The following is a 22,328-nucleotide window of genomic DNA, read 5'->3' as shown; positions in this document are numbered from 1 at the left end:
AAATTCAGGCCGCACCGCGGTCAACATGACAAGGAAACGCAGAATGAGCATCAATCTGAAATCGCTGATCGGCAAGCTGAACGAAACCAGCCGCATGGCTACTGAGCGTGCTGCCACGCTGTGCATGTCACGCGGGCAGTACGAAGTCGACCTGGAACACTTGTTCCTGGCCTTGCTGGAACAGCCGCAATCCGACTTCAGTCTGATTGCTCACCACAGCGGGGTCAGTAACGACAGCCTGCAGGCTGATCTCGAGCATGAGATCGCCAGCTTCAAGAACGGCAATACGCGCACGCCAGTCCTGTCCCCCCACTTGCAGACCTTGTTCGAGCATGCGTGGCTGATTGCCTCGCTGGAGGGCAGCAATCCTCGGATCCGCAGCGGGCATCTCTTGCTTTCCCTGCTGACCCATAGCGAGTTATCGCAGCTCGCCGATCGCGGCTCCCGGCTGTTCGCCCATTTCAAGGTCGAACAGATCAAGCATGACCTGCGCAAGCTGACCGTAGGGTCGGTGGAATCTGCTGTAGGGATTGAATACAGCGCAGCGCCAGAAGATAGTGGACTATCACAGGGTGATCTGGTCGGCGAAATGCAGGTGAGGTCCGGCGGAAAGACAGCAGTGCTCGATCAGTACACCATCAATCTGACGCAGCTCGCCCGTCTTGGAAAGGTCGATCCTGTGGTGGGACGCGATGCCGAGATCCGGCAGGCAGTCGATATCCTGCTACGTCGCAGGCAGAACAATCCGATTCTCACCGGGGAAGCCGGTGTCGGCAAGACCGCGGTGGTCGAGGGGCTGGCTCTGAGCATTGTCCGTGGCGACGTACCGCAGGCTCTTCAAGGTGTTGAGATCCACACCCTGGACATGGGCTCGCTGCAGGCCGGCGCCAGCGTCAAAGGTGAATTCGAAAACCGTCTCAAGAACGTGATCGATGCAGTAAAGAGCAGTCCGCATCCCATTATTCTCTTCATCGACGAGGCCCATACCATGATCGGTGCGGGTGGACAGGCCGGCCAGAACGATGCCGCCAATCTGCTCAAGCCGGCCCTGGCACGTGGCGAGTTGCGCACCATCGCCGCGACCACCTGGACCGAGTACAAGAAGTATTTCGAGAAGGATGCTGCGCTGGCGCGGCGCTTCCAGGTCATCAAGATCGAGGAACCCAGTGAGGAAACAGCCTGTGCCATGCTGCGGGCGATGGTGCCCTTGATGGAAAAGCACTTCGGCGTCCGCATCTATGACGAGGCCGTCAAGGAAGCCGTGCGACTTTCTCACCGTTACATCACCGGTCGGCAACTCCCGGACAAGGCGGTGAGCGTGCTTGATACCGCCTGCGCCAGGGTTGCGCTGGGGCAGAGCGCCACGCCGCCGTCGCTGGGGGACCTGAAGCGACGGCTGGAAGAGATCGATGCCGAAATGCTTGCCCTTGAACGCGAGGTGGCCATTGATATCGCCCATGAGGCGAGGTTGACCCAATTGAGTCGGCAACGTGTGGCGACGCTGGCCCATCTGGAGGCATTGAAAGCTCGTTGGCAGCGGGAACGTGAGCTCAATGAGCACATACAGAGTGTTCGCGCGACGCTGGAGATGCAGACGCAGGAAGGTAGTCCGGGCCAGGATCCCGCCCAGGCGCGCGCCGAGCTGCGACAGCTAATGGATGAACTCAGGCTGTATCAGGGGGAGACGCCGCTGCTGCCCGTGCAGGTCGACGGCCAGATAGTGGCGGAGATCGTCTCCGGCTGGACTGGCATCCCGCTGGGCAAGATGGTCAAGGACGAGATCAAGACCGTACTTGGCCTGGATGCCTTGCTTCAGGAGCGTGTGCTTGGTCAGCGACATGCGACCGATACCGTGGCTCAGCGGGTGCGCACTTCCCGGGCCAATCTGGATGATCCGGGCAAGCCCAAGGGCGTCTTTCTCTTTGTTGGTCCTTCCGGCGTAGGCAAGACCGAGACCGCCCTCACGCTGGCCGACGTGCTGTATGGCGGCGAGCGCAAGCTCATCACCATCAACATGAGCGAGTACCAGGAGGCGCATACGGTCTCGGGACTCAAGGGATCGCCTCCAGGCTATGTGGGTTACGGCGAGGGTGGCGTGCTGACCGAGGCGGTACGTCGCAACCCTTACAGCGTGGTCTTGCTTGATGAAGTGGAGAAGGCCCATCCGGATGTACTGGAACTCTTCTTCCAGGTCTTCGATAAGGGTGTATTGGACGACGGTGAGGGGCGTCAGATCGACTTCAGGAACTGCATCATCATTCTGACCAGCAATGTCGCCTCTGCGCAGATGATGCAGGCTTGCCTGAACAAGGTCGGCGACGAGCTGCCCACTCCTGATGAACTTGACGCCCTGATCCGGCCGCAGTTGGTCAGGGCCTTCAAGCCAGCCTTCCTTGGGCGGCTGAAGGTGATTCCGTATTACCCGATCGCTGATGACATATTGGTGAAGATCATCGAGCTCAAGCTCTCGCGCATCGCCAAGCGCATTGAAGCGAATCACAAGGCCGAATTCGTCTACGACAAGACCCTGGTGGATGCCGTGCTGGCCCGCTGTACGGAGGTCGATTCCGGTGCGCGCAACGTGGACAATATCCTCAACGGCAGCCTGCTGCCCGAGATCGCTGGAAGTGTGCTGGCACGCATGGCCGAAGCGCAGGGTATCAGTCGTATCAAGGTATCGGCCAGCAAGAAAGGCGATTTCAAGTACGTCATCCAGTAAAGCGTTACGGGAGAAGCGCCAGCGCGGTTCAGGCGTCCCCGATCAGAAACCAAGCAGACACCGACCATCAATCTGGCCCTCATGAAAATACCGATTCTCAACTCCCTAGGGGGAGACACCCCTGCCACTGCCGCCATCGTCCATTTGCTCAAGCCCATCAATGACAAGCAACCTGGCGGGGAGGACCTTTCCTTCAGTGCTGATCTGGATGTCATCGTTGAGGCGCGCCGCTTCGATGATCCCACCCTTGACCAAGGTGAATGGGTTACCGATATCAAGGAAGCCGACTGGGCGTTTGTTGAACAGCGATGCGCGCTGTTGATCGAGACGCGCAGCAAGGATCTGCGTCTGGTGGTGTGGTACTGCGAAGCGGCTTGCAAGACGCGGGCAATGCGTGGACTGGGTGATGGTTTCCTTCTGCTGGCCGGTCTGTTCGATCAGTTCTGGGATCATCTCTATCCGCCCTCGGAAGATGCAGATCATGACCTGCGCATCGGTAACCTGACGTGGCTCCTCTCGCGTACGGTCCAGATGGCACGCGAGATCCCGCTGACCGAAGGTCGGGGAACAGCCTTTTCCCTGCTGGACTTCGAAGCAGCTCGCTCTCGCGCCGCCAATGCGGAACGGGTCGCAACAGAGGGCGGCAGGCCGGAAGAGGGCGTCAAGCTGGCTGCGATGGATGCGGCCCGTAAGCGCAGTTCACATGCATTCTACGAAGCCATGATGGCCGATGGCCTGTATTGTCTGCAATCGCTTGCTCAGCTGGAGAAGTCCGTGGATGAGCGCCTGGGCTTGGATGGCCCCGGCTTTTCGGCGGCCCGCGAGGCATTGACTCTGGTACATGAGACCCTGGTCCGCTTTGCTGCCGATACCGGTCTGCGCTCCGCGGCATCCAGTGAGACGCGACTGAAGGACGAAGCCGGCACGCCTATGCTTGCTTCACCACAGCAAGCAAACGTCCATGGCAATGCGCAGCCGGGCCACAGTGGTCCCCTACGCAACCGGGCAGAGGCGATTGCGCAGTTGCGTGCCGTAGCGGAATTTTTCCGGCGCACGGAACCTCACAGTCCCGTCACGCATCTGGCCGACAAGGCGGCACAGTGGGGAGAGATGCCCCTGCATGCATGGCTCAAGACCGTCATCAAGGACAATGCGGCGCTGTCACACGTGGAAGAACTGCTGGGACTGCAGGCGCCCCCGGCCGAATGATCGATGCGTCACGGGTAGCGGCGAAATGAATAGCGGAACTGGTTCACCAGTTCCGCTTTTTTTTGGTCACCGAGGCCTGCGTTACTTTGCAATACGGAATTCGATGCGGCGATTCCTGGCGCGACCTTCGGCGGTGAGATTGGACGCGATCGGGCGATCCGGGCCTTGTCCCGATGTGCTCAGCAGACGTTCGTCCACGCCCTTGCCGTTGAGGTAACTCTTGACCGTCTCTGCGCGCGCCATCGAGAGCGATATGTTGCTGGCGCGCAGGCCTTCATTGTCGGTATTGCCGACAATTTCCACCCGGCGTCCCTTGAGCGTGAGCAGCGTGGCAGCGATCTCATCCAGGATGCGCTTGCCTTCCGGCGTCAAGGTGGCCTGTCCGCTTTCGAAGGACACTACCCGATTGCCCAGGGAAGTATCCAATACTCCCTGTTCGGAGACCGGCACGCGTAGCGCGTTATTGATCGTATAGGTCGAGTTGAGGCTGGTGGTCATGGCGCTGGCGATATTCTGGCGTTGGGCTTCGTTGGCGACTTCGCCGGAAATGCTCACCGTGGTGCCGTCGATCTTCAGTTGCCCCCGACTGACCGATGTGAGATTGAAGGAAATCAGTCGTTGTACGTGAGTGTTCCAGTTGGCCGGCAATACGACCTGTCCGATGGCGATCTGGTCTACCACGCGTTCCGCGCCGTAGATTTCCCGCAGCCGTGCCAGAGCTGCGGACTTGCTGGCCTCATCCGGGACCGTGCCGGTGACCAGAACCTGCCCGGGAGCGGGTGTGGCAACCGGTGGCGCGATGTTCTGGGCCTGACCCCAACCGGTGATCAGGAGTGCTGCCCCCAGCAGCGCGATGCGTGGGACGAATTGTGGGAAAGAAGTTTTCATGATTCAGGCACCAATGAAGGCGTGATGGAATGAACCCATGACCGACTTCAACGACAGGTCGGGATGAGTCAGGTAGCTGGACAGTTTCTGGATGCCGGGACCGCTGTACACATGCTCTTCGACCCAGTCTGCCTTGTCGAAGGCAATGTTGTGCTCCGCGCCCGAGCCGCTGTCGATGACCGCGTGCAGTGTGCGCGGGGAGGCTCCGGAAAATCCCAGAAACATGCATGGTTGCCCGCGCAGACTGGTCTGAAATAGCAGCAATTCGAAATCGGCGCGCGACAGAAAGGGTGTCAGCAGATGCATCCAGAAGCTGGTCACCAGACCACGATAGAGCGGGTCGAGCGGCAGTGGCAGGATGAGGTTCTTGTCCAGGCGGCTTGACGTACTCGTCATCACAGGGTGTAACAGCAGACCCAGCGCCAGGAGCAGGTGGCGCAGGTCGCCCTGGAATCCTGCGTGCTGCAGCAGCTGCCCCAGCGACGCCAAGGTCTGTAGTTCCAGGAAATCGGTAAAGATGGCGCTATACCCGGTGCGGTCGATATCCAGCTCAAGTTCGGCCGCAGTAAGCGCCTGCAGCGGTGGGCCCGGGTCGGACGCATCCAGTACGTCGTCGGTCAGCATGTCCAGGCGTGACCAGAGCCGTGACAGGATCATCGCACTGTGATTGACGAAGGCAATCGGGTCTTCCACATCGAAGGTACTCATCGAGATAAACGGGAAGCGACGTTGCGACTGGTCCCCGCTGGCGCGCAGGTGGCCGGCGACGGCCCTGCGACTGCGTGGCCCCATGACAACGAAATGCAGTGGCTTGAGCGCGTCATAGATATCCTTCCAGCGTGGATCGTTGGAAAGCAGCTCCATGGCTTGCGCCAGCCAGTTGTCGAGGAGCGTGATCAGTGCGGCATTGTCGGTGGCCTTGATGAAGTCTCCGCGCGCAGGAATCTTGCCGAAATAGCCGACCCGGATCGGTGTGCTGGTGCGGCTCATTGTTTCCTCCCCATGTCGATCCCTGGACGCTGCAGGAGCGTCGCCGGATCGCCCGTGATTGCGCCGGCCTGGTTGAACGGTGGGGTGGCAGAGGTCGGGCCGGAGTGAACGTCGGAACTGGATGGCGCGCTACCGACGATGATTTCCGGCAGTTTCAGTCCGCGCAGCGCTGCTGTCCCACGCGCAGCTCCATTGCCGCTGCCGGTGACCGCCGCACTGCTGATGATCTTCAGATTCACGGCGACCGTCACCCCTTCACTGGTCCACGACAATTCAAAGATCCCGTTGTCCTTGCGCTTGCGCTGTGCACTGTTGATCAGCCGTTCCAGCCCGAAACGGCCAGGCTGATTGGCCAGTTCTATCGTACGGCCGTCATAGGTCACGGCCGTCACGCGTGCGCCAGGTGCGCCTTGCGGATTGGGCCAGATGAAGTTGGTCCACTGCGACTGGGTATTGCGGTAGCGCAGTTGCTGACCGTCGATCTCGATGGAGTATTCGAGCGCACCCGGCGCCGGTTGCGCCTGGATCTGGAACACCGTCTGGCCGTCGCCGGCGCCGCCAGCAGCGCCCCCGCCGCCGGCGCTACCTGAGGTATTGACCCAGTCGGCGAAGCTGCCCGTGATGGCCGGCGAGAGGTTGATGCCCATGTCGGCCCACCTGCGTGGGGACAAGGCGTCGCCGCGTCGTACTACCAAGGGGCCCATTGCCGTGTTCACGAACTTTGCGATTGCGCCGTTCTCGCCGAAGACCGTACCGATCTCGCCGCTATTGGCTTCGATCTTGGATGCGGGGGAGAACGGATACTTGGCGGCCAGATTGTTCTGGAACGGCTCATAGACCTGGGCCCGCCAGATCTTGTTGACTTCTCCTTCGGTCGGAAGGATCAGCGCGTTGAAGCCCTGGATCAGCGGGCGGACCAACAGGGGGCGCAGCACGGCCTTCTGCTGGTCGTTCAGGCCGGGCAGCATTTCTTCATCAACAAACTTGAGCGAATCGGACAGCTCGGAACCTGTACCTTCCAGCGTCTGCTGCATCAGCTGCTTGGCCCCCGGGCCGGTATCACCCTGGTTCTTGATGGTATTGAGGCGGGTGCGCAGCTTGGAGAGGTTCTCCATGTAGCCGCTCATGTATGAGCCTCCCTTGTCCTTGCTGGCCACCAGTCGCGCCACCCCGGCAAATTCCTGGCCGACTGCCCCCATTGCGCCTGTGCCGTCACCATTGAGCTGGTTCGGCGTCGGCACGGCGATCGGCGTCGGAGAGCGACGCAGGATGTTTTCCTTGACCCACCCCGTCAAGCCATTGCTGACGGTGGCCACGCCGGCGGACACCATGGAAGGGTTATCCCAGGAGGTTTCCTCGTAGACGGTTTTGATCACTTTGTTGATCGGTGAGGTGACGGGATCGCCAAGGCGGTTCATGGCATTGGTGGCATCGTCCAGGTTGCGCAGTTCGAGAATGCTCACGCCTTGCAGGAATTTCTGCCATTCACGGGCATACTCGGCCTTGTATTGCGTTACCAGGGCTTTCTGGATCTGTTCGGGACTGCCCTCCAATGTCAGGTCGTCCTTGGAGGATGTCTTCAAGACCCAGTCGGCACTCTGCAATTCCCGGTTGGCCGCATCCTTGAAGGCATCGCCGACGAATTTGCTCCAGGCGTCGCGGGTAAAGGTACCGGGGACTGCATAGCTGCCCATGACCAGCTCTCTGTCCTTGTCGCCGACGATACGCGCCACCGTCACGGAAGCGAAGCGGGTGGCGGCCCGGGCCTTCACGTCCGCGTAGACACGCTCGCGCGCCGGCATGCCGCGCACCACGCGACGCAGGTTTTCTCGCGTCTGGTCGACCAGGGTGAGCTTGTTTTCAACCGTGGGCCAGGAGGGATCGTTGATCTGTTCCAACGAGAAACTGATCAGCCGTTCGGCATTGCGTATCATCTGCTCGCGCGGCATGGTGCCGCGATTGGCCTCCAGCCAGCCACGCCAGAAACGGGTGATCTGGTCGCTCAGGTGGCCGGATTCCGCACGTGGCTTGTCGGCCAGCATCAGATAGGTCTTCAGGGCGTTGTAGGCATCTTCCACGTTGGTGGCCGAGCTATCCTTGTAGGTGCGCAACGCCGGAGCGGACAGTGCGCTGGCGTCGGCGGCTGCAGTCACGGCGCTTGCCTGCGCCGGACGCGACATGGGCTCCAGCTTTCCGGCGTTGGCATTCACCTCCATCAGGTAGGTTTCGATGTTGGAAGCGACTGGCTTGAGCATGATCTCCCTGATGCCGGCGAAATACTCTTCGCGTAGCTTGCGCTCCAGCAGATCGCCCTGGTAGAGCCCCAATCCGACCGAAATCGGACGGCTGCTGCGGTAATGTTCAAGCTGTTCGATGCGATCCTGCAGCAGTTCCAGTGCCTCGAAGCGTGACTGCAGGTCCAGCCGGTTATCCTGGAGCTTGATGGCCTTGTCCATATCGGCCTGGACATTGATGAGCAGTTGTCGATTGCCCATATACGACCAGCTCCAGCCGCCCAGCAGCGCACCCAGCAGGGTAACGGCACCGAAGAAGGTCACATAGCGCAGCCGGATCTTGTTGCGGCTGGTGTACTGCGACACCAGCTGCTTGTCAGCAAAGATCACCTGCTTGAACAGGTTATGAAGGAAGAAGCCATGCCTGGAGATGATCGCGCGCTCCGGCTTCTTCTCCAGCGTCAGTCCGAAACGTTCCGCGATGCGTTCGGATGAGGAGCTTACCGTCTCCCCTTCCTGCAAGGCACTGGTGAAGTAGAAGCCACGGAAGACCGGTTTGAACTGGAAAGGATTGTCTTCGAACAGTGTCGAGACGAAGGAGCGCAGCGTGCCCTTGATGGCAGAGAATTCCAGCGGGAACGTCAATACGCCAGGCGCCAGATTTTCGCCGCGCCTGACGGACATGTTGGCCAGGCTCATTTCCTTGAGTCCGGCATACAGTTCATCAAAGCGCTCCGAGAAGAAGCTGGTGACATCCTGGCCACCGCGCTGGCGGTCATAGGTGAGGGTAGCGCCCCACACCCGATCACGCTCGCTGCGTTCGGTATCGAGGAAGAATTCATTGAATCCCGTGATCAGGTCGGCCTTGGTGAAGACCACGTAGACCGGGGCGAAGACTTCCAGCTTCTCGGTCAGTTCCTGCACGCGCTGGCGCAGGTTCTTGGCCAGCGTGACCGAGAACTGCGGGTCATTGCCGGTCAGATCGGCGATGCTGACGGCGATGATGATCCCATTGATCGGGGCCTGCTTGCGATACTGCTTGAGCAAACCGAGGAAACTGAACCACTCCTTGCGGTCATCGTCGTAGACCGCGTAGCGGCCGGCCGTGTCCAGCAGGATGCCATCGGTAGTAAAGAACCAGTCGCAATTACGCGTCCCGCCTACGCCCTGAACAATTTTCCCGGCCGTGTCGGCAAACGGGAACTGGAGACCGGAGTTGGCGATGGCCGTACTCTTGCCGGCCGCCGGATTGCCGATCACCATGTACCAGGGCAGTTCGTATAGCGCCGCCGTACCCGATTTCTGGCCCAGCTTGGAAGTCTTGATGGTATTGATGGCCTCCAGCATGCGCTGGCGCAGTGCCGCGACATCGTCGCGCTGAACCTCGTCGCTGCTGGCCGGAGGTGACTGTGTCGCCTGCTTCTCCAGGGCGTCCTCCAGTTTGTTTGCCGCACGACGCGCCTTTGCCCGCTTGAGCAGCCAGAAGGCCAGCCATATCAGCAGGCACACGCCGAGGACGAGAAAAACCCAGGCCAGATCGATCTCCAACTGATCGGCCGCTAGGAGGAGAAAGATGGCGAAGGCGACGAACCCGAGTATGAAGAGGGTGCGTTTATCGGTAAGGAAATGCCAGATTCGTTTCATGATGTTGGGGGATTTCTGCTAGAGGTTGTTGTCATGCGATCGCAGTGTTGAGTATCGTCGGCTCGGCCCTCGTGGGAAGGCGTAAGACGGCGCGTACGTTGGCAGGCGGAGGCTGGCCCAGTTGCCTTCTGATCCGATGGTCGGAGGATATCTGGCAGCCAGAACGCATCTCACACCCATTGATGAAGCGGGTTCTGGAAACGGTGTTCAGTGCTCTGGCGGATGACCTGCATCCATCCTGCGCGAGCAGATTCCGCGGAAATTCATCCGTGTCGGCACGGCCAGGCGAGCGGCGGGTACCGGGCGCAGCCGATCGGCCCCGGTATTGCGCCGGAAGAGCGCTGATGTCAATGAATGATGGAGTCGGCTGGAGCCAGTCCAGGACGGAGCCTGCACCGGGCTCGGTGACATGGGAGCGGGTGACGGACATCACCCCGGTGTCGGGAAAGCTTGCGCGGTTCAGGAGGGCGCATCTTGACCATGTAGGCATCGGTGTTCACGTTCTTGTTCTCTTATTGTTGTTATTGATCCCAGCCCCTGATGTGGGCGGTCCGTCCGCCCGATATGTGGTGTCTGCCCTAGCTGGCGCCGCGCAGTGCGTCGCAGCAGGAGGGCGGGCGACCGCACTTGCCGGCGCGCGCGCTGAGGCTGCGGCTGAGTGCAGCCTGGTATCGTGCATGGATGATTGGCGTGTTCATGGTGTATCCCCCGTATTTCCTGCAATCTTTCATCGGGCTGCCTGGCACGTGACGATGGCAGCGATCTACCTTTTCATCACGCCCGGCATCCGGTATTCGGTATGGCCGAAATCCATCATTTTCCAGTTTCCTCCCCAGGTCAGCCCCACCGACCCGGCCACCTCGCCGTAGAGACGATAGCCTTCCATCGCCCACGGGTCCTTCTCGCTGATCACCAGCTTGCCGTTCCGAACGAAGGCACAGTCACCGGCGAGCCCATACTGGTGATAACTCTGGAAGGCCGCCGCATTGGTGACGCTGCTGCCGAACCCCGCCAGCATGTTCTGTCGCTCGGGACTGCGATATCCCTCGATGAGCACCATCTCATAGCCATGCCTTTCCTTCATGATCCTGAAGACCAGTAGCAGTCGCTGCGCGTATTCGGCGTTAAGCAATTGCCAGTTGCGGCTGGCGTAGACCAGCATGGGTCGAACCTTGACGACTTCCGCGGTGGTAAACATGTCCGGCGGAAGCGGTGGAGGTGGTACGAGTTGCTCGCCTTTTAAAAGTTCCGCAATCCTGGAATCCGATGTCCGGTTGCTATCTTCGAAGCTGTCCAGCATAGGCTTGCCACTCAAGAGATATGCAATGACTGCTGGAGTGGTCAATAAGGCAACCATAGCGGATAGTAATTTATAGTTTCTACTCGCATAGTTTATGCCCGCGTTGAGGGAGCTTCGCACGCCGATTCTGGTTCCTGAAACCACTTCTTCTCTCTTTGATTTCCAACGCCTGCATATCGTGGAGACGCGGGCGAGGCAGGCCTGGATAATTCGTGAAGTCCGCATGCGGCCGGAGGGAAAAAGCAGCAGCCACATCACGAATCCGGTGATGATCAGATAGACAGTAATGAGGAAAAACAGCACGACGACGTCCCCTTTTTGTTGTGGTCAACGCATTGTCCTAGCGGTCGTGCGAAGCCAGCACACTTCTGGAATTGATCCGTTCTGCCCAGAACAGAAAATCAGTAAACCCAGAAATTTTATTGAATTGAATTGTCAGGAGAACGGCCTTGCAGTCCCCGAATCATGAAAAATCATCCCCCCGAAGGCCGAGCCTGATGCCAGCATCGGACACTCCCATCACCGATGAAGTTCGCATGCTCGATTCGATTTCCAAAGGGCAGATGGAGACCGGCGATCTGGTCGGTCGCAGCAAGCCAAAGCGCCGTCGCACGATAGTTGTGCTGGCCTTGTTGACGTTAGTGGCTATCTTCGTTGTAGCAGCCATTGCGGCCATGGCAGCAGGCATGACGCCGCCAATCAACTGGTTGGATAGCAGCCCGTTGAAAGCAATGGCAACAGCCGAGCCGGAACGGGCCCGGACTGGGCCTGAAACCACCCATGCAGCGGGCGTGAAAAAAACGGCGGATGACACAGATCATCCGCCGCCCGAAGGAGAGGGGGCGCGTGATTCAGGGCCTTTGACCAAGGCCCTGGAAGAGGGACTCGCTCCACCGCCAACTGTGTCGAAGAAGGCGCTTGACGCGAAGCGTTGATGCAGGGCCAAGGTGAGCCGGACATCCGCCGGTAATAACAAGGCCGCAACTCATGGAAAAAGGCAGCGGTGGCAGGAAGAGAGGCAGGAGCATTGAGCGTGCCATCGACAGGTAATACAGACTGGCGCATTAGCTTCTGAAGCCGAGCGCCTTCACCCGTCGTCGTTACTGCGGCAAGAACATCTTCTGCAGCAAGCCAATCAACTGCGCCCGCTCGTCATCGGACAGCATCTCGGTGGCCTTCATTTCCAGCTCGACGGCGGTCTGTTCGGCCTTGGTACACATGCGCATGCCGGCCGTGGTCAGGGCCAGGACCTGTGAGCGGCGATCCTGCGGGTTGCGCTGGCGCAGCACCAGGCCGCGCTGCTCCAGTTTGTCCAGCAAGGTGGCGAGATTGGGTGGGGAGACGTTGATCGCCTTGGACAGGCGCTTCTGGTTGATGTCGGGGTTGGCCTTCAACAGGCTCAGTACCGTGAAATCCACCGGTCGCAATGCGAACTTGGCCATGCGCTTTTCGAACAGCGGCATGATCGTGATATAGGCGCGGCGGCAGTTGTAGCCGACCAGGCTCAACAGCAGTTGCTGGTCCAGCGCCGCATTCTCGGCAGCGCCGTCGTCGGAATCGAAATCAGCCGGCTTCTTGGGCAGCATGGTGGTCCAGGTCGGTTGGAAGGGGCGGCAGACCGGTTGTCAGGCAGCCTTCGATCACGCTGGACAACTGCTGGACTTCCGCAAATACAAAGGCGAAATGATAGCACGCGGCATCCCGCTTGCTGCCGTACCAGGCCGGGTCCGAGTCCAGCGCCGACAACGCCCGACGCCCCGCGCGCAACCACATCCAACCCAGCGCCACATGTCCGGTCAGGCGCAGCATCTCGTCGGCCACGTAATAGGGAAGGACGGGCTTCTCCCGGGCCGCGTCCGTAATCCCGATGGCGAACCTGCTTAAATTATCCACAGCGTCTTTCAGCAATCGGCCTTGCTCGACAAATCCTGCCGCACCATCGATATCAGCCTCCACCAGCGCCAGGAAATCGTGCAGGCGCCGCCCGTCGTCGGCCAGCACCTTGCGCATCAGGAAGTCGATGGCCTGGATTTCATTGGTCCCCTCATAGATCATCGTGATGCGGGCATCACGCATGAACTGCTCTATTCCGGTCTCGACCACGTAGCCATGTCCGCCGAACACCTGCAAGGCCCGGCTGGCGCACTGGAAGCCCTGGTCGGTCAGGAAGGCCTTGATCACCGGCGTAATGAATTCCAGCCGTTCGTGATGCCGACGGCGCAGCGTGGCATCGCTATCGTGCTCTGCCAGGTCCAGCAGCAGGCCCGCCCAGCAGGTCAACAGGCGCGCGCCCTCGATGCGGCAACGCTGTTCCATCAACAGCTTCTGCACTGCCGGATGGCGGAGGATGACATCGGTGCCGGCGGCGCCCGGCGCACGTGATTGCCGGCGCTCCTTCGCATAGGCCATAGCGCGCTGCCAGGCCGCCTCGGCCAGTCCCACGCCTTGCGCACCCACATGCAGGCGCGCCGCATTCATCATCACGAACATCGCCGCCAGTCCACGTCCGGGCTCGCCCACCATCCACGCCTGCGCGTTCTCGAAATGCAGGCTGCAGGTGGCGCTGCCGTGAATGCCCATCTTGTGTTCGATGCCGGTGCACTGCACGCCGTTACGGCTGCCATCGGGCAGCACGCGAGGCGCCAGCAACAGGGACAGCCCCTTGCTGCCCGGCAGTGCATCGGGCAGGCGTGCCAGGACCAGATGGACGATGTTGTCGGTCAGGTCGTGCTCGCCACCGGAAATGAAGATCTTGTCCCCGGTCAGGCGATAACTGCCATCGGCCTGTGGCAGCGCACGCGTGCGCAACTGGCCCAGGTCGCTGCCGGCCTGGGCTTCGGTCAGGCACATGGTGGCCAGCCACTGGCCGCTGGCGATCTTCTCCAGATAGCGCGCCTGCAGTTCGGGCGCGCCATGTGCAGCCAGGCAGGCATAGGCGCCATGCAACAGGCCGGGATACATGGTCCAGCCATGATTGGCGGCACTGAGCATTTCATAGAGCGCGCAGTCCAGCACGTGCGGCAGCCCCTGGCCGCCGTGTTCGGGTGCGCAGGCCAGCGCCGGCCAGCCGGCTTCGCAGAATTGCGCATAGGCCTGCGCAAATCCGAGCGGGGTGCTCACCATTCCGCGCTCGAAGCGGCAGCCCTCGCGGTCACCGATAGCGTTGAGCGGCGCGACGACATGGGCGGCGAAGCGGCCCGCTTCTTCCAGTACCTGCCGCATCAGCTCGCCATCGATCTCCGCATGCGCCGGCAAGGCGCGCAAGACCTGTGGCGCCTGCAATACTTCATCGAGCACGAAGGCGAAGTCGCGCAGGGGCGGCGTATAGTGCATCGTCATTCTTTCCGCTTCGTTCAGTTCAGCAGGTAGGCGTCATATACCACCGCATTACCCAGCCGCATGGCGTAGCCCACACCCATGGCGCGATTGAGCCAATCGTATTTCTTGGAAGCGGTTTCAAAGTTCATGAACAGGCGGAAGGTATAGCGCGAGGGATCCACCGGCTTGCCCTTGGCCACCTCGGCCATCACTTCCGGCGGGCCGTAACGCACACCCCGCGTCTGCAGGTAGACCAGTTCGCCATCGTCCAGCTTCAACAGATAGCGGGTGTCGATGATGGCCAGCCCATCGGCGGTGACGGTCTGCCAGTCGGCGCCGTTGTTGAGGATTTCACCGTTGATCAGCGGCCCCTTGAAGCTGCCACCGGTGATCGGGATGATGCGACGTTTACCCAGATCCGAGGTCTTGCCCAGTTCCCAGATCGGCGCCACCAGGTCCACCGAAAAGCGCGCCAGGAAGGCCAGCTTGGGTTGCGGTGGGGTGAGCGCGGTGTTGTCGGCATCGCTCGCCGCATGGGCCTGGAAGGATAGCGTCAGTGCGGCCAGCAGCAGGAACAGCTTCTTCATCTTAGTCTCCGTTATCTATGTTGATTGGTCATGCGATGGTGCAGAAAGCGTCAAGGCTCAGGAAGCGGCCACCACCTCGGCCTCAGCCTTCTTGCCAAAGCCCAGGTAGGCCTGGATCACCTGCGGATCGCCGGCCAGCCGTGCCGATTCTCCCTGCATGCTGACCTTGCCCAGTTCCAGCACGTAACCATAATCGGCGGTCTGCAGCGCGGCGCGCGCATTCTGCTCCACCAGCAGCACCGCGATACCGGCCGTGCGCAGTTCGGAGACGATCTGCAGGATTTCCTTGACGATGCGCGGTGCCAGTCCCAGGCTGGGTTCGTCCAGCATCAGCAGTTCCGGCTTGGCCATCATGGCGCGTCCGATGGCCAGCATCTGGCGCTCGCCACCCGAGAGCGTGCCGGCCAGCTGGCTGCGCCGTTCCTTCAGGCGCGGGAACAATTCGAAGACCGTGGCGAGCTGATCCATCGGCTGTGCCTGTCGCAAGCGCAGGCGGCGAAAGCCGCCCAGCAGCAGATTGTCTTCCACGCTCATGCTGGAAAAGAGTTCGCGTCGCTCCGGCACCAGCGCGATACCGGCCATGACACGCTGCTCCAGCGTCCAGCGCTCCGCCGCCCGACCGTGATAGCGCACCGTTCCCTGCGCCGGCAGCACTCCCATGATGGCGTTGAGCAAGGTCGACTTGCCCGCACCATTGGGGCCGATCACGGTGGCGATGCTGCCGCGTTCGAGTCTGAGATCAATGTCGTGCAGCGCCTGCACCTTGCCATAGCTTGCGCGCAGTTGCGCGACTTCGAGGACCAGTTCGCTCATTCGATTCCACCCAGGTAGGCTTCGATCACCGCCGGATGCCGCTGGATTTCCTGCGGCGTGCCTTCGGCGATCTTGGCGCCGAATTCCATCACCACGATGTGGTCGGTCAGTTCCATGACGAATTCCATGTCGTGTTCCACCAGCAGGATGCTCATGCCGTCGCTGCGCAGCTCCTGCAATACCCGGGACAGCGCCTGCTTTTCCAGGTGACGCAGGCCTGCCGCCGGCTCGTCCAGCAACAGCAGCAGCGGGTCGCAGCAGAGGGCGCGGGCAATTTCCAGGATGCGTTGCTGGCCAAGTGCCAGATTGCCCGCCTGCTCGTGCATCAGGTGTTGCAGGCCCACGCGATGCAGGGCGCGCGCGGCCTCATCCAGCAAGGCCTTCTCTTCAACCCGCTCCAGATGCAGCATGGCATTGACCGTATTGCGCAGGAAGCCCTGCTGGCTACGCATGTGTGCGCCCAGCGCCACGTTCTCCAGCACCGACATGCCCGGTAGCAGGCGCACGTGCTGGAAGGTGCGTGCAATCCCCAGGTGGGCGATGGCACGGGCCGGCAGACCGGCGATGTCGCGCCCGTTGAAGCTTACGCGTCCACCGCTGGCATGCAACAGTCCGGTCACCAGATTGAAGGTGGTCGACTTGCCCGCGCCATTGGGGCCGATCAGCCCGACGATCTCGCCGGCCTTGACGTTGAATGACACATCGTTGACCGCCACCAGCCCGCCGAAGCGCTTGTTGATCTGGTCCACCTGCAACAGCGGCGCGCCGCGTGTCGGTCCCGACCGCCTGTCCATGGGCGCGGCGCTGGCCACGCGCAGCGGCTGCGGCGCCGGCGGGAAGGCGCGCAGCCACAGGGCGCGCACCCAGGGCCACAAGCCGCCACGGGCGTACTTCAGCAGCACGATCAGGATCAGCCCGAAGACAATGGTTTCATAACTGCCGGCGTCGCCCAGCAGCGCGGGCAGCAACACCTGCAACTGGTCCGACAGCAGCTTGAGCACACCCGCACCCAGCAGCGCACCCCAGATATGGGCGATGCCACCGACCACCACGATGAACAGGTATTCGATGCCCATCGCCAGGCTGAATGGCGAGGGATTGACCGTGCGCTGCATGTGCGCGAACAGCCAGCCCGAGACCGATGCCAGCAGCGCCGCGAAGACGAAGACCAGGATCTTGTAGCGTCCGGTATCCACGCCCATGGCCTCGGCCATCGAGCGGCCACCCTTGAGGGCACGGATGGCGCGGCCAGCGCGTGAATCCAGCAGGTTCAGCGAGACCCAGGCCGCCGCCAGCACGATGATCCAGATCAGGTAGTAGAGGTGGCGTTCGCCAGCCAGATCCACGCCCGCCAGGTGCAGAGGTGGAATGCCGGAGATGCCGTCGTACTTGCCTAGCCAATCCACCTTGCCGAACAGGAAGTACAGGCTGATCCCCCAGGCAATGGTCGCCAGTGGCAGGTAGTGGCCGGACATGCGCAAGGTGATGCGTCCCAGCACATAGGCCGATACCCCGGTGATCAGCAGGCCCAGCGGCAGCGTCAGCCAGGGCGAAACGCCATGGACCGTGGTGAGATAGGAGGTGGTGTAGGCCCCCATGCCGACGAAAGCCGCCTGGCCGAAGGACGTCATGCCTCCGATACCGGTCAGCAGCACCAGACCGATGGCCACCAGCGCGTACAGCCCGATGTAGTTGGCCTGGATCACCCAGAACTGCGGCGTGGGCAGCAGCGGGAACAGTGCCAGCACGATCAGCAGCACGTAGAGCGGGAGTCGTTTGTTGATCATGCTCATTCCTCGTCCTCGTCATGCGCCGGTGTCACCAGCGAGCGCCACAGCAGGATGGGCAGCAGCGCCATGAAGACGATCACTTCCTTGAAATCGCTGGCCCAGAAGGAACTGAAGGATTCCAGCAACCCCACCAGCAGCGCGCCTCCTGCGGCCGCCGGGAAACTCGCCAGCGCACCGATGGTGGCGGCGACGAATCCCTTCAGCCCGATCAGGAAGCCCGAGTCATAAAAGATGGTGCTCATCGGGCCGATCAACACACCCGACAGAGCACCGATAAACGCTGCCACGGCAAAGGACAGTTTGCCGGCCAGCGTCGTGGAGATTCCCATGAGCCGCGCCCCCAGGCGATTCACCGCCGTGGCGCGCAGCGCCTTGCCATACAGCGTGCGGCCGGAGAACAGCCACAGCGCCAGCAGCAGTGCCAGTGCGGCGAACACCACCACCAGTGTCTGCGCACTCAAGGTGAGCGAGGCGATGTTCCAGCGCTCATCCCAGAAGGCCGGCGTGCGGAAGCCCTCGGCCCCGAAGAACACCAGCCCTAGCCCGGTCATCGCCAGGTGGATGCCGACCGAGACGATCAGCAGTTGCAGTACGCTGGCGTCGGCCAGCGATTCGAACACCACCTGGTACATCAGTGGCCCCAGCGCGGTAATGAGCAGCAGCGTCAGCAGCACCTGCACCGGCAGCGGAAACTGCTGCGGCGCAGCCCACCAGACCAGCGCGGCCACCGCCAGCGGCAAGCCCAGCGTGCCCAGCAGCGCACGCGGCAGCAGCGCCGCCTGCCCCGAGCGCAGCAGCGCAAGGGCCTGCATGACCGCCGCGCAGACCGCCAGCACCAGCAGCAGCCACAGTGGCCCGGGGCGCTGGCCTTGCTGCAGCATGGCCAGGGTCAAGGCGCCATAGGCGACGAATTCACCCTGCGGAATGAAGAGAATGCGGGTGACCGTAAACACCAGCACCAGCGCAATGGCGATGAGGCCATAGACGATGCCGTTGGTCAGGCCATCCAGGGTGAGGATGGCGGCAATCGAAGAATCCATGAGTAGTCGGCGAAACAGGCAAATTCCACGGAACAACGGCGACACGGTCTGCAATCAAGCCGTGCCGCCGCAACGGTTGGCGCAGCGTCAGGGGTTGACTGCCTTCCAGTTGCCATTCTGGATGGTCAGCATGATGCGGGCATCGTCACCCAGACCGAAGTGATCCTTCGGCGAGTAGTTCAGCGTGCCTTGCGAAATCTGGATCGGGCCGGCGTTCTCCAGCGCTTCCTTCAGCGCAGTGCGGAAGGCCGGGGTGCCGGGTTTGGCCTTCTTCAGGGCCTCCGGGACCACCTTCTGCAACACCAGCTGGGCATCGTAGGTATGGGCCGCGAACAGGTTGCGGGTGCCGGCGCCGAATTGCTTCTCGTAGCGCGTGACGAAGTCCATGGCCAGCTTCTTGGAAGGATTGCTGTCCGGCAGTGCCTCCGGCACCACGGCCGGGCCGGAGATGACGTAGGAACCTTCCACATCCTTGCCACCCAGGCGGATCAGGTCGCGCGAGGCGGCGCTATGGGTCTGGAAGATCTTGCCCTTGTAGCCGCGCTCGATGAGCGCCTTGTGCGGCATGGCCGCGCCGCTGCCGGAGGCCACCACCAGCACCGCATCCGGGTTGGAGCTGACCACGCGCAAAGCCTGCGCCGTCACACTGGTGTCAGCCCGGGAGAAGCGCTCCACCGTGCCCATCTTGATGCCGGCGGCACTTGTCAGGCGCTGCACTTCCTTTAACCAGTTTTCGCCATAGGAGTCCGAGTAGCCGAGGAAGCCCACGGTCTTCACCCCCAGCTTCTTCATCTGTTCCACCACGCCACCGGCCATCACGGCGGTCGATTGCGGCAGGCGGAAGGTCCAGGCATCCTTGCCCTCGGCTGTTTCGATGGGAGAGATGGCCAACTGCACGGTCTGGGTTTCCAGCGCGACATCGGCGATGGCCAGGGTGGGCGGCACGGCGGCCGAGCCGATGATCAGGTCGACCTTGTCTTCCGCCACCAGGCGGCGCGCATTCTTGCTGGCCTGGGTGGGATCGGTGGCGTCATCGAGGATGATGAGCTTGACCTTTTCCCCGCCGATGGTCTCCGGCCACAGGGCGAAACCGTTCTTGGCCGGAATGCCCAGTCCCGATCCCGGGCCGGTCAGCGACATCACCACGCCGATGGTCAGTTCGGCATGTGCCATTGCGGAACAGGCCAGCATGGAAGCCAGTACCCCTGCCTTGATTGCCAGTTTCATCTTCATCTCCGTCTCCTTGTATTTGTCATCGAGTGATCGATTTATGACGGGCAGGGCATGGACGCTCCGCCTCGTTTGTTGCCTGGTCTGCTGATTCCTGTCTAGCTGCACATTTCCCTGATGTCCTGCGGAATGGCGATGGCCTTGATGCGGCTCGGATCGTCCGGATGGCGGATCGCAAACACCCGGGTGTCACGTCCTTCGCACAGCAGTTCGCCATCGCGTTTCAATTCGTGGCGCATCACGAAGGTCTTGTCGTTCCATTCGATGATGGTGGAATGCACCTCCACCTGGTCGCCGTAGGTGGCCGGGCGCACGAAGCGCGAACTGATGTCCACCACCGGCGTGCCGATGATGCCGCGGGTCTTTTCGGTCTCGCGCCAGGGCGGCACCCCGCACTGGTGGAAGAAATTGCGCGAGGCTGCGTCATACCAGCGGAAGAAATTGGGAAAGAACACGATGCCGGCCGGATCGCAATCGCCGAATTCCACGCGCACCGGATAGATGATGGTCTTGCTCATGTCGCTCTCCTCAACGCGGCGCCAGCCGCAGTGCGCCATCCAGGCGGATCACCTCGCCGTTGAGCGACAGGTTGGTGGCGATATGCAGCGCCAGTTGCGCATACTCTTCGGCCTTGCCCAGACGTTTCGGGAAGGGGATGCTCGAGGCCAGCGACTGCTGTACTTCTTCCGGCAGCTTGTAGAGCAGGGGCGTCAGGAACAGACCCGGTGCGATGGTGACCACGCGGATGCCATATTGCGCCAGGTCGCGTGCCAGTGGCAGCGTCATGGCGGTGATGCCGCCCTTGGAGGCCGCATAGCCGGCCTGCCCGACCTGGCCGTCGAAAGCCGCCACCGAGGCGGTGGCCACGATCACGCCGCGTTCACCGTCTTCCAGCGCGTCGGTTGCGGCCATGCGGGCGGCCGCCAGGCGGATCACGTTGAAGGTGCCGATCAGGTTGACGTTGACGATACGGCTGAAGTCCTCCAGCGGCATGGCGCTGCCGTCCTTGCCGACCATGCGTTTGGCACCGCCGATGCCGGCACAGTTGATGAGAATGCGTGGTACGCCATTGGCTTGCTGCGCGGCGTCCAGCGCAGCCTCGACCGAGGCGCTGTCGGTGATGTCGCAGCGTGCGGCATGGCAATTCAATTCGGCCGCCAGGGCCTGTGCCGCTTCGACGTTCACGTCGAGGATGGAAACGCGGGCGCCGGCGTGCACCAGCTGGCGCACGGTCTCGGCCCCGAGGCCGGAGGCGCCGCCGGTGACCAGTGCGGCTTGTCCTTGCAGTTGCATGGTAAAAGTCCTTCTCGATTCAATGGGAAGCCGCCGGGTTTTCCAGCAGCAGGGCAATGCCCTGGCCACCGCCGATGCAGGCCGAGGCGATGCTGTAGCGGGCTTCCCGACGATTCATTTCGCGTGCCGCCGTGATCGACAGGCGCACGCCGGTGGCTGCCAGCGGGTGACCCAGGGCGATGGCGCCGCCATTGACGTTGAGGCGTTCGCGATCGATGCCCAGTTCGCGCTCCACCGCCACGATCTGCGCGCCCTGCGCTTCGTTGATCTCGAAGCAGCCGATGTCGGCCACCGTCAGGCCATTGCGTTCCAGCAGCGTGCGGATGGCCGGCACCGGGCCGATACCCATGATCTCCGGCGGCACGCCGGCCACGGCGGCGGCGACCACGCGGGCCAGCGGTGCCTGGTCATGGCGCCGCAGATAGTCGCCGGAGGCGACGATGGTGGCTGCCGCCGCATCGACCAGTGCCGAGCTGTTACCGCCGGTCTGCACGCCATCCGGGTAGAGGGTGCGCAGCTTGCCCAGCACGTCCACCGGCGACGGGCGCGGATGGGTATCGCTGGCCGCTTCGGTGAGCTTGCCTTGCAGCTTGATGTGACGGTCGTTGTAGCCCTCCAGGTGGAAGGTCTCGTTGACCACCGGCACGATCTCGCCCGCATGGAAACCGGCGGCCTGTGCCTTCAATGCGCGCTCGAAGGAATAGGCGGCGTAGGTATCGACCTCGGCGCGGGTGATGCCATATTTCCTGGCCAGGTTTTCGGCGGTCTGCGGCATGGTGATGCCGGGCGCCGGATCGACCAGCGCTTCCCACATGTAGTCCTGGAATTCCACCGGCGCGCCCAGCCTGAAGCCACTGCGATGGGCGAAGGCGACGATGGGATTGCGGGTCATCGACTCGCTGCCCACGATCAGGGCGGTTTCGGTGTAGCCGCGTTCGATCTGGTCGCCGGCCTGGCGGATCAGTTCGAAGCCGGTACCGCAGATGCGCTGGACCATGATGGCCGGGGTAGTGATTGGCACACCGGCGTACAGGCCGATATGACGCGGCAGCATGTACTGGTAGGCGTCGCCCGGGGCCATGTTGCCGGCGATGACCGAGCCGATGTCAGCGGCCGCCACGCCGGTGCGTGCCAGTACCTCGCGGGCCACCTTGATCCCCATGTCGGTGGGCGAAAGCTGGCTGAAGCTGGTGCAGTAGTCGACCATGGGCGTGCGTACGCCGCCGATGAGCCAGATATCCTTGAAGCTTGAATAGAACGCTGCCTGTGCCAT

General features: G+C 62.0%; 17 protein-coding genes. 3 read left to right on the top strand and 14 right to left on the bottom strand.

Annotated features, from left to right (window positions below; translation table 11 throughout):
- Nucleotides 1-43 precede the first annotated feature (43 nt).
- Both tssH and tssA read left to right on the top strand, forming a co-directional pair.
- Nucleotides 44-2,719 (top strand): type VI secretion system ATPase TssH, encoded by a 2,676-nt coding sequence (gene tssH, locus HBH1_RS15600; protein WP_102663492.1) that lies wholly within the window; start codon nucleotides 44-46, stop codon nucleotides 2,717-2,719.
- 81 nt (nucleotides 2,720-2,800) lie between these two features.
- Nucleotides 2,801-3,928, top strand: coding sequence for a type VI secretion system protein TssA (tssA, locus tag HBH1_RS15595; protein ID WP_102663491.1), 1,128 nt, complete (start codon nucleotides 2,801-2,803; stop codon nucleotides 3,926-3,928).
- Between the two features lie 81 nt (nucleotides 3,929-4,009).
- Here the strand turns inward: tssA and HBH1_RS15590 are convergent, their stop codons facing one another.
- The 4 genes from HBH1_RS15590 to HBH1_RS15575 all read right to left on the bottom strand — a co-directional run bounded on the left by HBH1_RS15590 (nucleotide 4,010) and on the right by HBH1_RS15575 (nucleotide 11,287).
- The gene (locus HBH1_RS15590; RefSeq protein WP_102663490.1) at nucleotides 4,010-4,816 is read right to left on the bottom strand and encodes an OmpA family protein; all 807 of its coding nucleotides are present in this window, start codon (nucleotides 4,814-4,816) and stop codon (nucleotides 4,010-4,012) included.
- A gap of 3 nt (nucleotides 4,817-4,819) precedes the next feature.
- Nucleotides 4,820-5,806 (bottom strand): type VI secretion system-associated protein TagF, encoded by a 987-nt coding sequence (gene tagF / locus HBH1_RS15585; protein ID WP_102663489.1) that lies wholly within the window; start codon nucleotides 5,804-5,806, stop codon nucleotides 4,820-4,822.
- Complete coding sequence (gene tssM / locus HBH1_RS15580; RefSeq protein ID WP_102663488.1) at nucleotides 5,803-9,684, bottom strand: type VI secretion system membrane subunit TssM; 3,882 nt, start codon at nucleotides 9,682-9,684, stop codon at nucleotides 5,803-5,805. The genes tagF and tssM overlap by 4 nt, the downstream gene beginning before the upstream one ends.
- Before the next feature lie 763 nt (nucleotides 9,685-10,447).
- A complete protein-coding gene (locus tag HBH1_RS15575; protein ID WP_102663487.1) occupies nucleotides 10,448-11,287 on the bottom strand; it encodes a M15 family metallopeptidase in 840 nt (279 codons plus the stop codon).
- A gap of 233 nt (nucleotides 11,288-11,520) precedes the next feature.
- On the opposite strand from HBH1_RS15575, the gene HBH1_RS15570 reads away from it, so the two are divergent.
- Nucleotides 11,521-11,919, top strand: a complete 399-nt coding sequence (locus HBH1_RS15570; protein WP_158243300.1) for a hypothetical protein — start codon at nucleotides 11,521-11,523, stop codon at nucleotides 11,917-11,919.
- A gap of 165 nt (nucleotides 11,920-12,084) precedes the next feature.
- Here HBH1_RS15570 and HBH1_RS15565 read toward each other — a convergent pair whose 3' ends face one another.
- The 10 genes from HBH1_RS15565 to HBH1_RS15520 form a co-directional block, all read right to left on the bottom strand.
- The gene (locus tag HBH1_RS15565; RefSeq protein ID WP_006461636.1) at nucleotides 12,085-12,570 is read right to left on the bottom strand and encodes a MarR family winged helix-turn-helix transcriptional regulator; all 486 of its coding nucleotides are present in this window, start codon (nucleotides 12,568-12,570) and stop codon (nucleotides 12,085-12,087) included.
- Nucleotides 12,548-14,323, bottom strand: a complete 1,776-nt coding sequence (locus HBH1_RS15560) for an acyl-CoA dehydrogenase (protein ID WP_102663485.1) — start codon at nucleotides 14,321-14,323, stop codon at nucleotides 12,548-12,550. The genes HBH1_RS15565 and HBH1_RS15560 overlap by 23 nt, the downstream gene beginning before the upstream one ends.
- Nucleotides 14,324-14,337: 14 nt before the next feature.
- Nucleotides 14,338-14,889, bottom strand: coding sequence for a DUF3237 domain-containing protein (locus HBH1_RS15555; RefSeq protein ID WP_102663484.1), 552 nt, complete (start codon nucleotides 14,887-14,889; stop codon nucleotides 14,338-14,340).
- 57 nt (nucleotides 14,890-14,946) lie between these two features.
- Entirely contained in the window at nucleotides 14,947-15,702 is a 756-nt protein-coding gene (locus HBH1_RS15550; RefSeq protein ID WP_102663483.1) for an ABC transporter ATP-binding protein, read from the bottom strand.
- Nucleotides 15,699-17,495, bottom strand: coding sequence for a branched-chain amino acid ABC transporter ATP-binding protein/permease (locus HBH1_RS15545; protein WP_102663482.1), 1,797 nt, complete (start codon nucleotides 17,493-17,495; stop codon nucleotides 15,699-15,701). The genes HBH1_RS15550 and HBH1_RS15545 overlap by 4 nt, the downstream gene beginning before the upstream one ends.
- Nucleotides 17,492-18,532, bottom strand: coding sequence for a branched-chain amino acid ABC transporter permease (locus HBH1_RS15540; protein WP_102663481.1), 1,041 nt, complete (start codon nucleotides 18,530-18,532; stop codon nucleotides 17,492-17,494). Before HBH1_RS15540 ends, HBH1_RS15545 begins: the two co-directional genes overlap by 4 nt.
- An 87-nt stretch (nucleotides 18,533-18,619) precedes the next feature.
- Nucleotides 18,620-19,765: an ABC transporter substrate-binding protein gene (locus HBH1_RS15535; RefSeq protein ID WP_102663480.1), complete on the bottom strand. Its 1,146-nt coding sequence runs from the start codon at nucleotides 19,763-19,765 to the stop codon at nucleotides 18,620-18,622.
- A gap of 95 nt (nucleotides 19,766-19,860) precedes the next feature.
- On the bottom strand, nucleotides 19,861-20,280 hold the full coding sequence (locus HBH1_RS15530; protein WP_102663479.1) for an acyl-CoA thioesterase: 420 nt from the start codon (nucleotides 20,278-20,280) through the stop codon (nucleotides 19,861-19,863).
- Nucleotides 20,281-20,290: 10 nt separating this feature from the next.
- The gene (locus tag HBH1_RS15525; RefSeq protein WP_102663478.1) at nucleotides 20,291-21,055 is read right to left on the bottom strand and encodes an SDR family NAD(P)-dependent oxidoreductase; all 765 of its coding nucleotides are present in this window, start codon (nucleotides 21,053-21,055) and stop codon (nucleotides 20,291-20,293) included.
- A gap of 19 nt (nucleotides 21,056-21,074) precedes the next feature.
- Entirely contained in the window at nucleotides 21,075-22,328 is a 1,254-nt protein-coding gene (locus HBH1_RS15520; RefSeq protein WP_102663477.1) for a thiolase family protein, read from the bottom strand.

Origin of the sequence: Herbaspirillum sp. BH-1 (assembly GCF_002870055.1) — a bacterium.
Taxonomy (GTDB): domain Bacteria; phylum Pseudomonadota; class Gammaproteobacteria; order Burkholderiales; family Burkholderiaceae_D; genus Herbaspirillum; species Herbaspirillum frisingense.
The sequence above is the reverse complement of the archived record's forward strand: the minus strand, read 5'-3'. Positions and strand labels throughout refer to the sequence as shown.

Coding starts and splice junctions, on each gene's coding strand:
- tssH (WP_102663492.1), top strand. CDS start 44: ATGAGCATCAATCTGAAATCGCTGATCGGCAAGCTGAACGAAACCAGC.
- tssA (WP_102663491.1), top strand. CDS start 2,801: ATGAAAATACCGATTCTCAACTCCCTAGGGGGAGACACCCCTGCCACT.
- HBH1_RS15590 (WP_102663490.1), bottom strand. CDS start 4,816: ATGAAAACTTCTTTCCCACAATTCGTCCCACGCATCGCGCTGCTGGGG.
- tagF (WP_102663489.1), bottom strand. CDS start 5,806: ATGAGCCGCACCAGCACACCGATCCGGGTCGGCTATTTCGGCAAGATT.
- tssM (WP_102663488.1), bottom strand. CDS start 9,684: ATGAAACGAATCTGGCATTTCCTTACCGATAAACGCACCCTCTTCATA.
- HBH1_RS15570 (WP_158243300.1), top strand. CDS start 11,521: ATGCTCGATTCGATTTCCAAAGGGCAGATGGAGACCGGCGATCTGGTC.
- HBH1_RS15565 (WP_006461636.1), bottom strand. CDS start 12,570: ATGCTGCCCAAGAAGCCGGCTGATTTCGATTCCGACGACGGCGCTGCC.
- HBH1_RS15560 (WP_102663485.1), bottom strand. CDS start 14,323: ATGACGATGCACTATACGCCGCCCCTGCGCGACTTCGCCTTCGTGCTC.
- HBH1_RS15555 (WP_102663484.1), bottom strand. CDS start 14,889: ATGAAGAAGCTGTTCCTGCTGCTGGCCGCACTGACGCTATCCTTCCAG.
- HBH1_RS15550 (WP_102663483.1), bottom strand. CDS start 15,702: ATGAGCGAACTGGTCCTCGAAGTCGCGCAACTGCGCGCAAGCTATGGC.
- HBH1_RS15545 (WP_102663482.1), bottom strand. CDS start 17,495: ATGAGCATGATCAACAAACGACTCCCGCTCTACGTGCTGCTGATCGTG.
- HBH1_RS15540 (WP_102663481.1), bottom strand. CDS start 18,532: ATGGATTCTTCGATTGCCGCCATCCTCACCCTGGATGGCCTGACCAAC.
- HBH1_RS15535 (WP_102663480.1), bottom strand. CDS start 19,765: ATGAAGATGAAACTGGCAATCAAGGCAGGGGTACTGGCTTCCATGCTG.
- HBH1_RS15530 (WP_102663479.1), bottom strand. CDS start 20,280: ATGAGCAAGACCATCATCTATCCGGTGCGCGTGGAATTCGGCGATTGC.
- HBH1_RS15525 (WP_102663478.1), bottom strand. CDS start 21,055: ATGCAACTGCAAGGACAAGCCGCACTGGTCACCGGCGGCGCCTCCGGC.
- HBH1_RS15520 (WP_102663477.1), bottom strand. CDS start 22,328: ATGGCACAGGCAGCGTTCTATTCAAGCTTCAAGGATATCTGGCTCATC.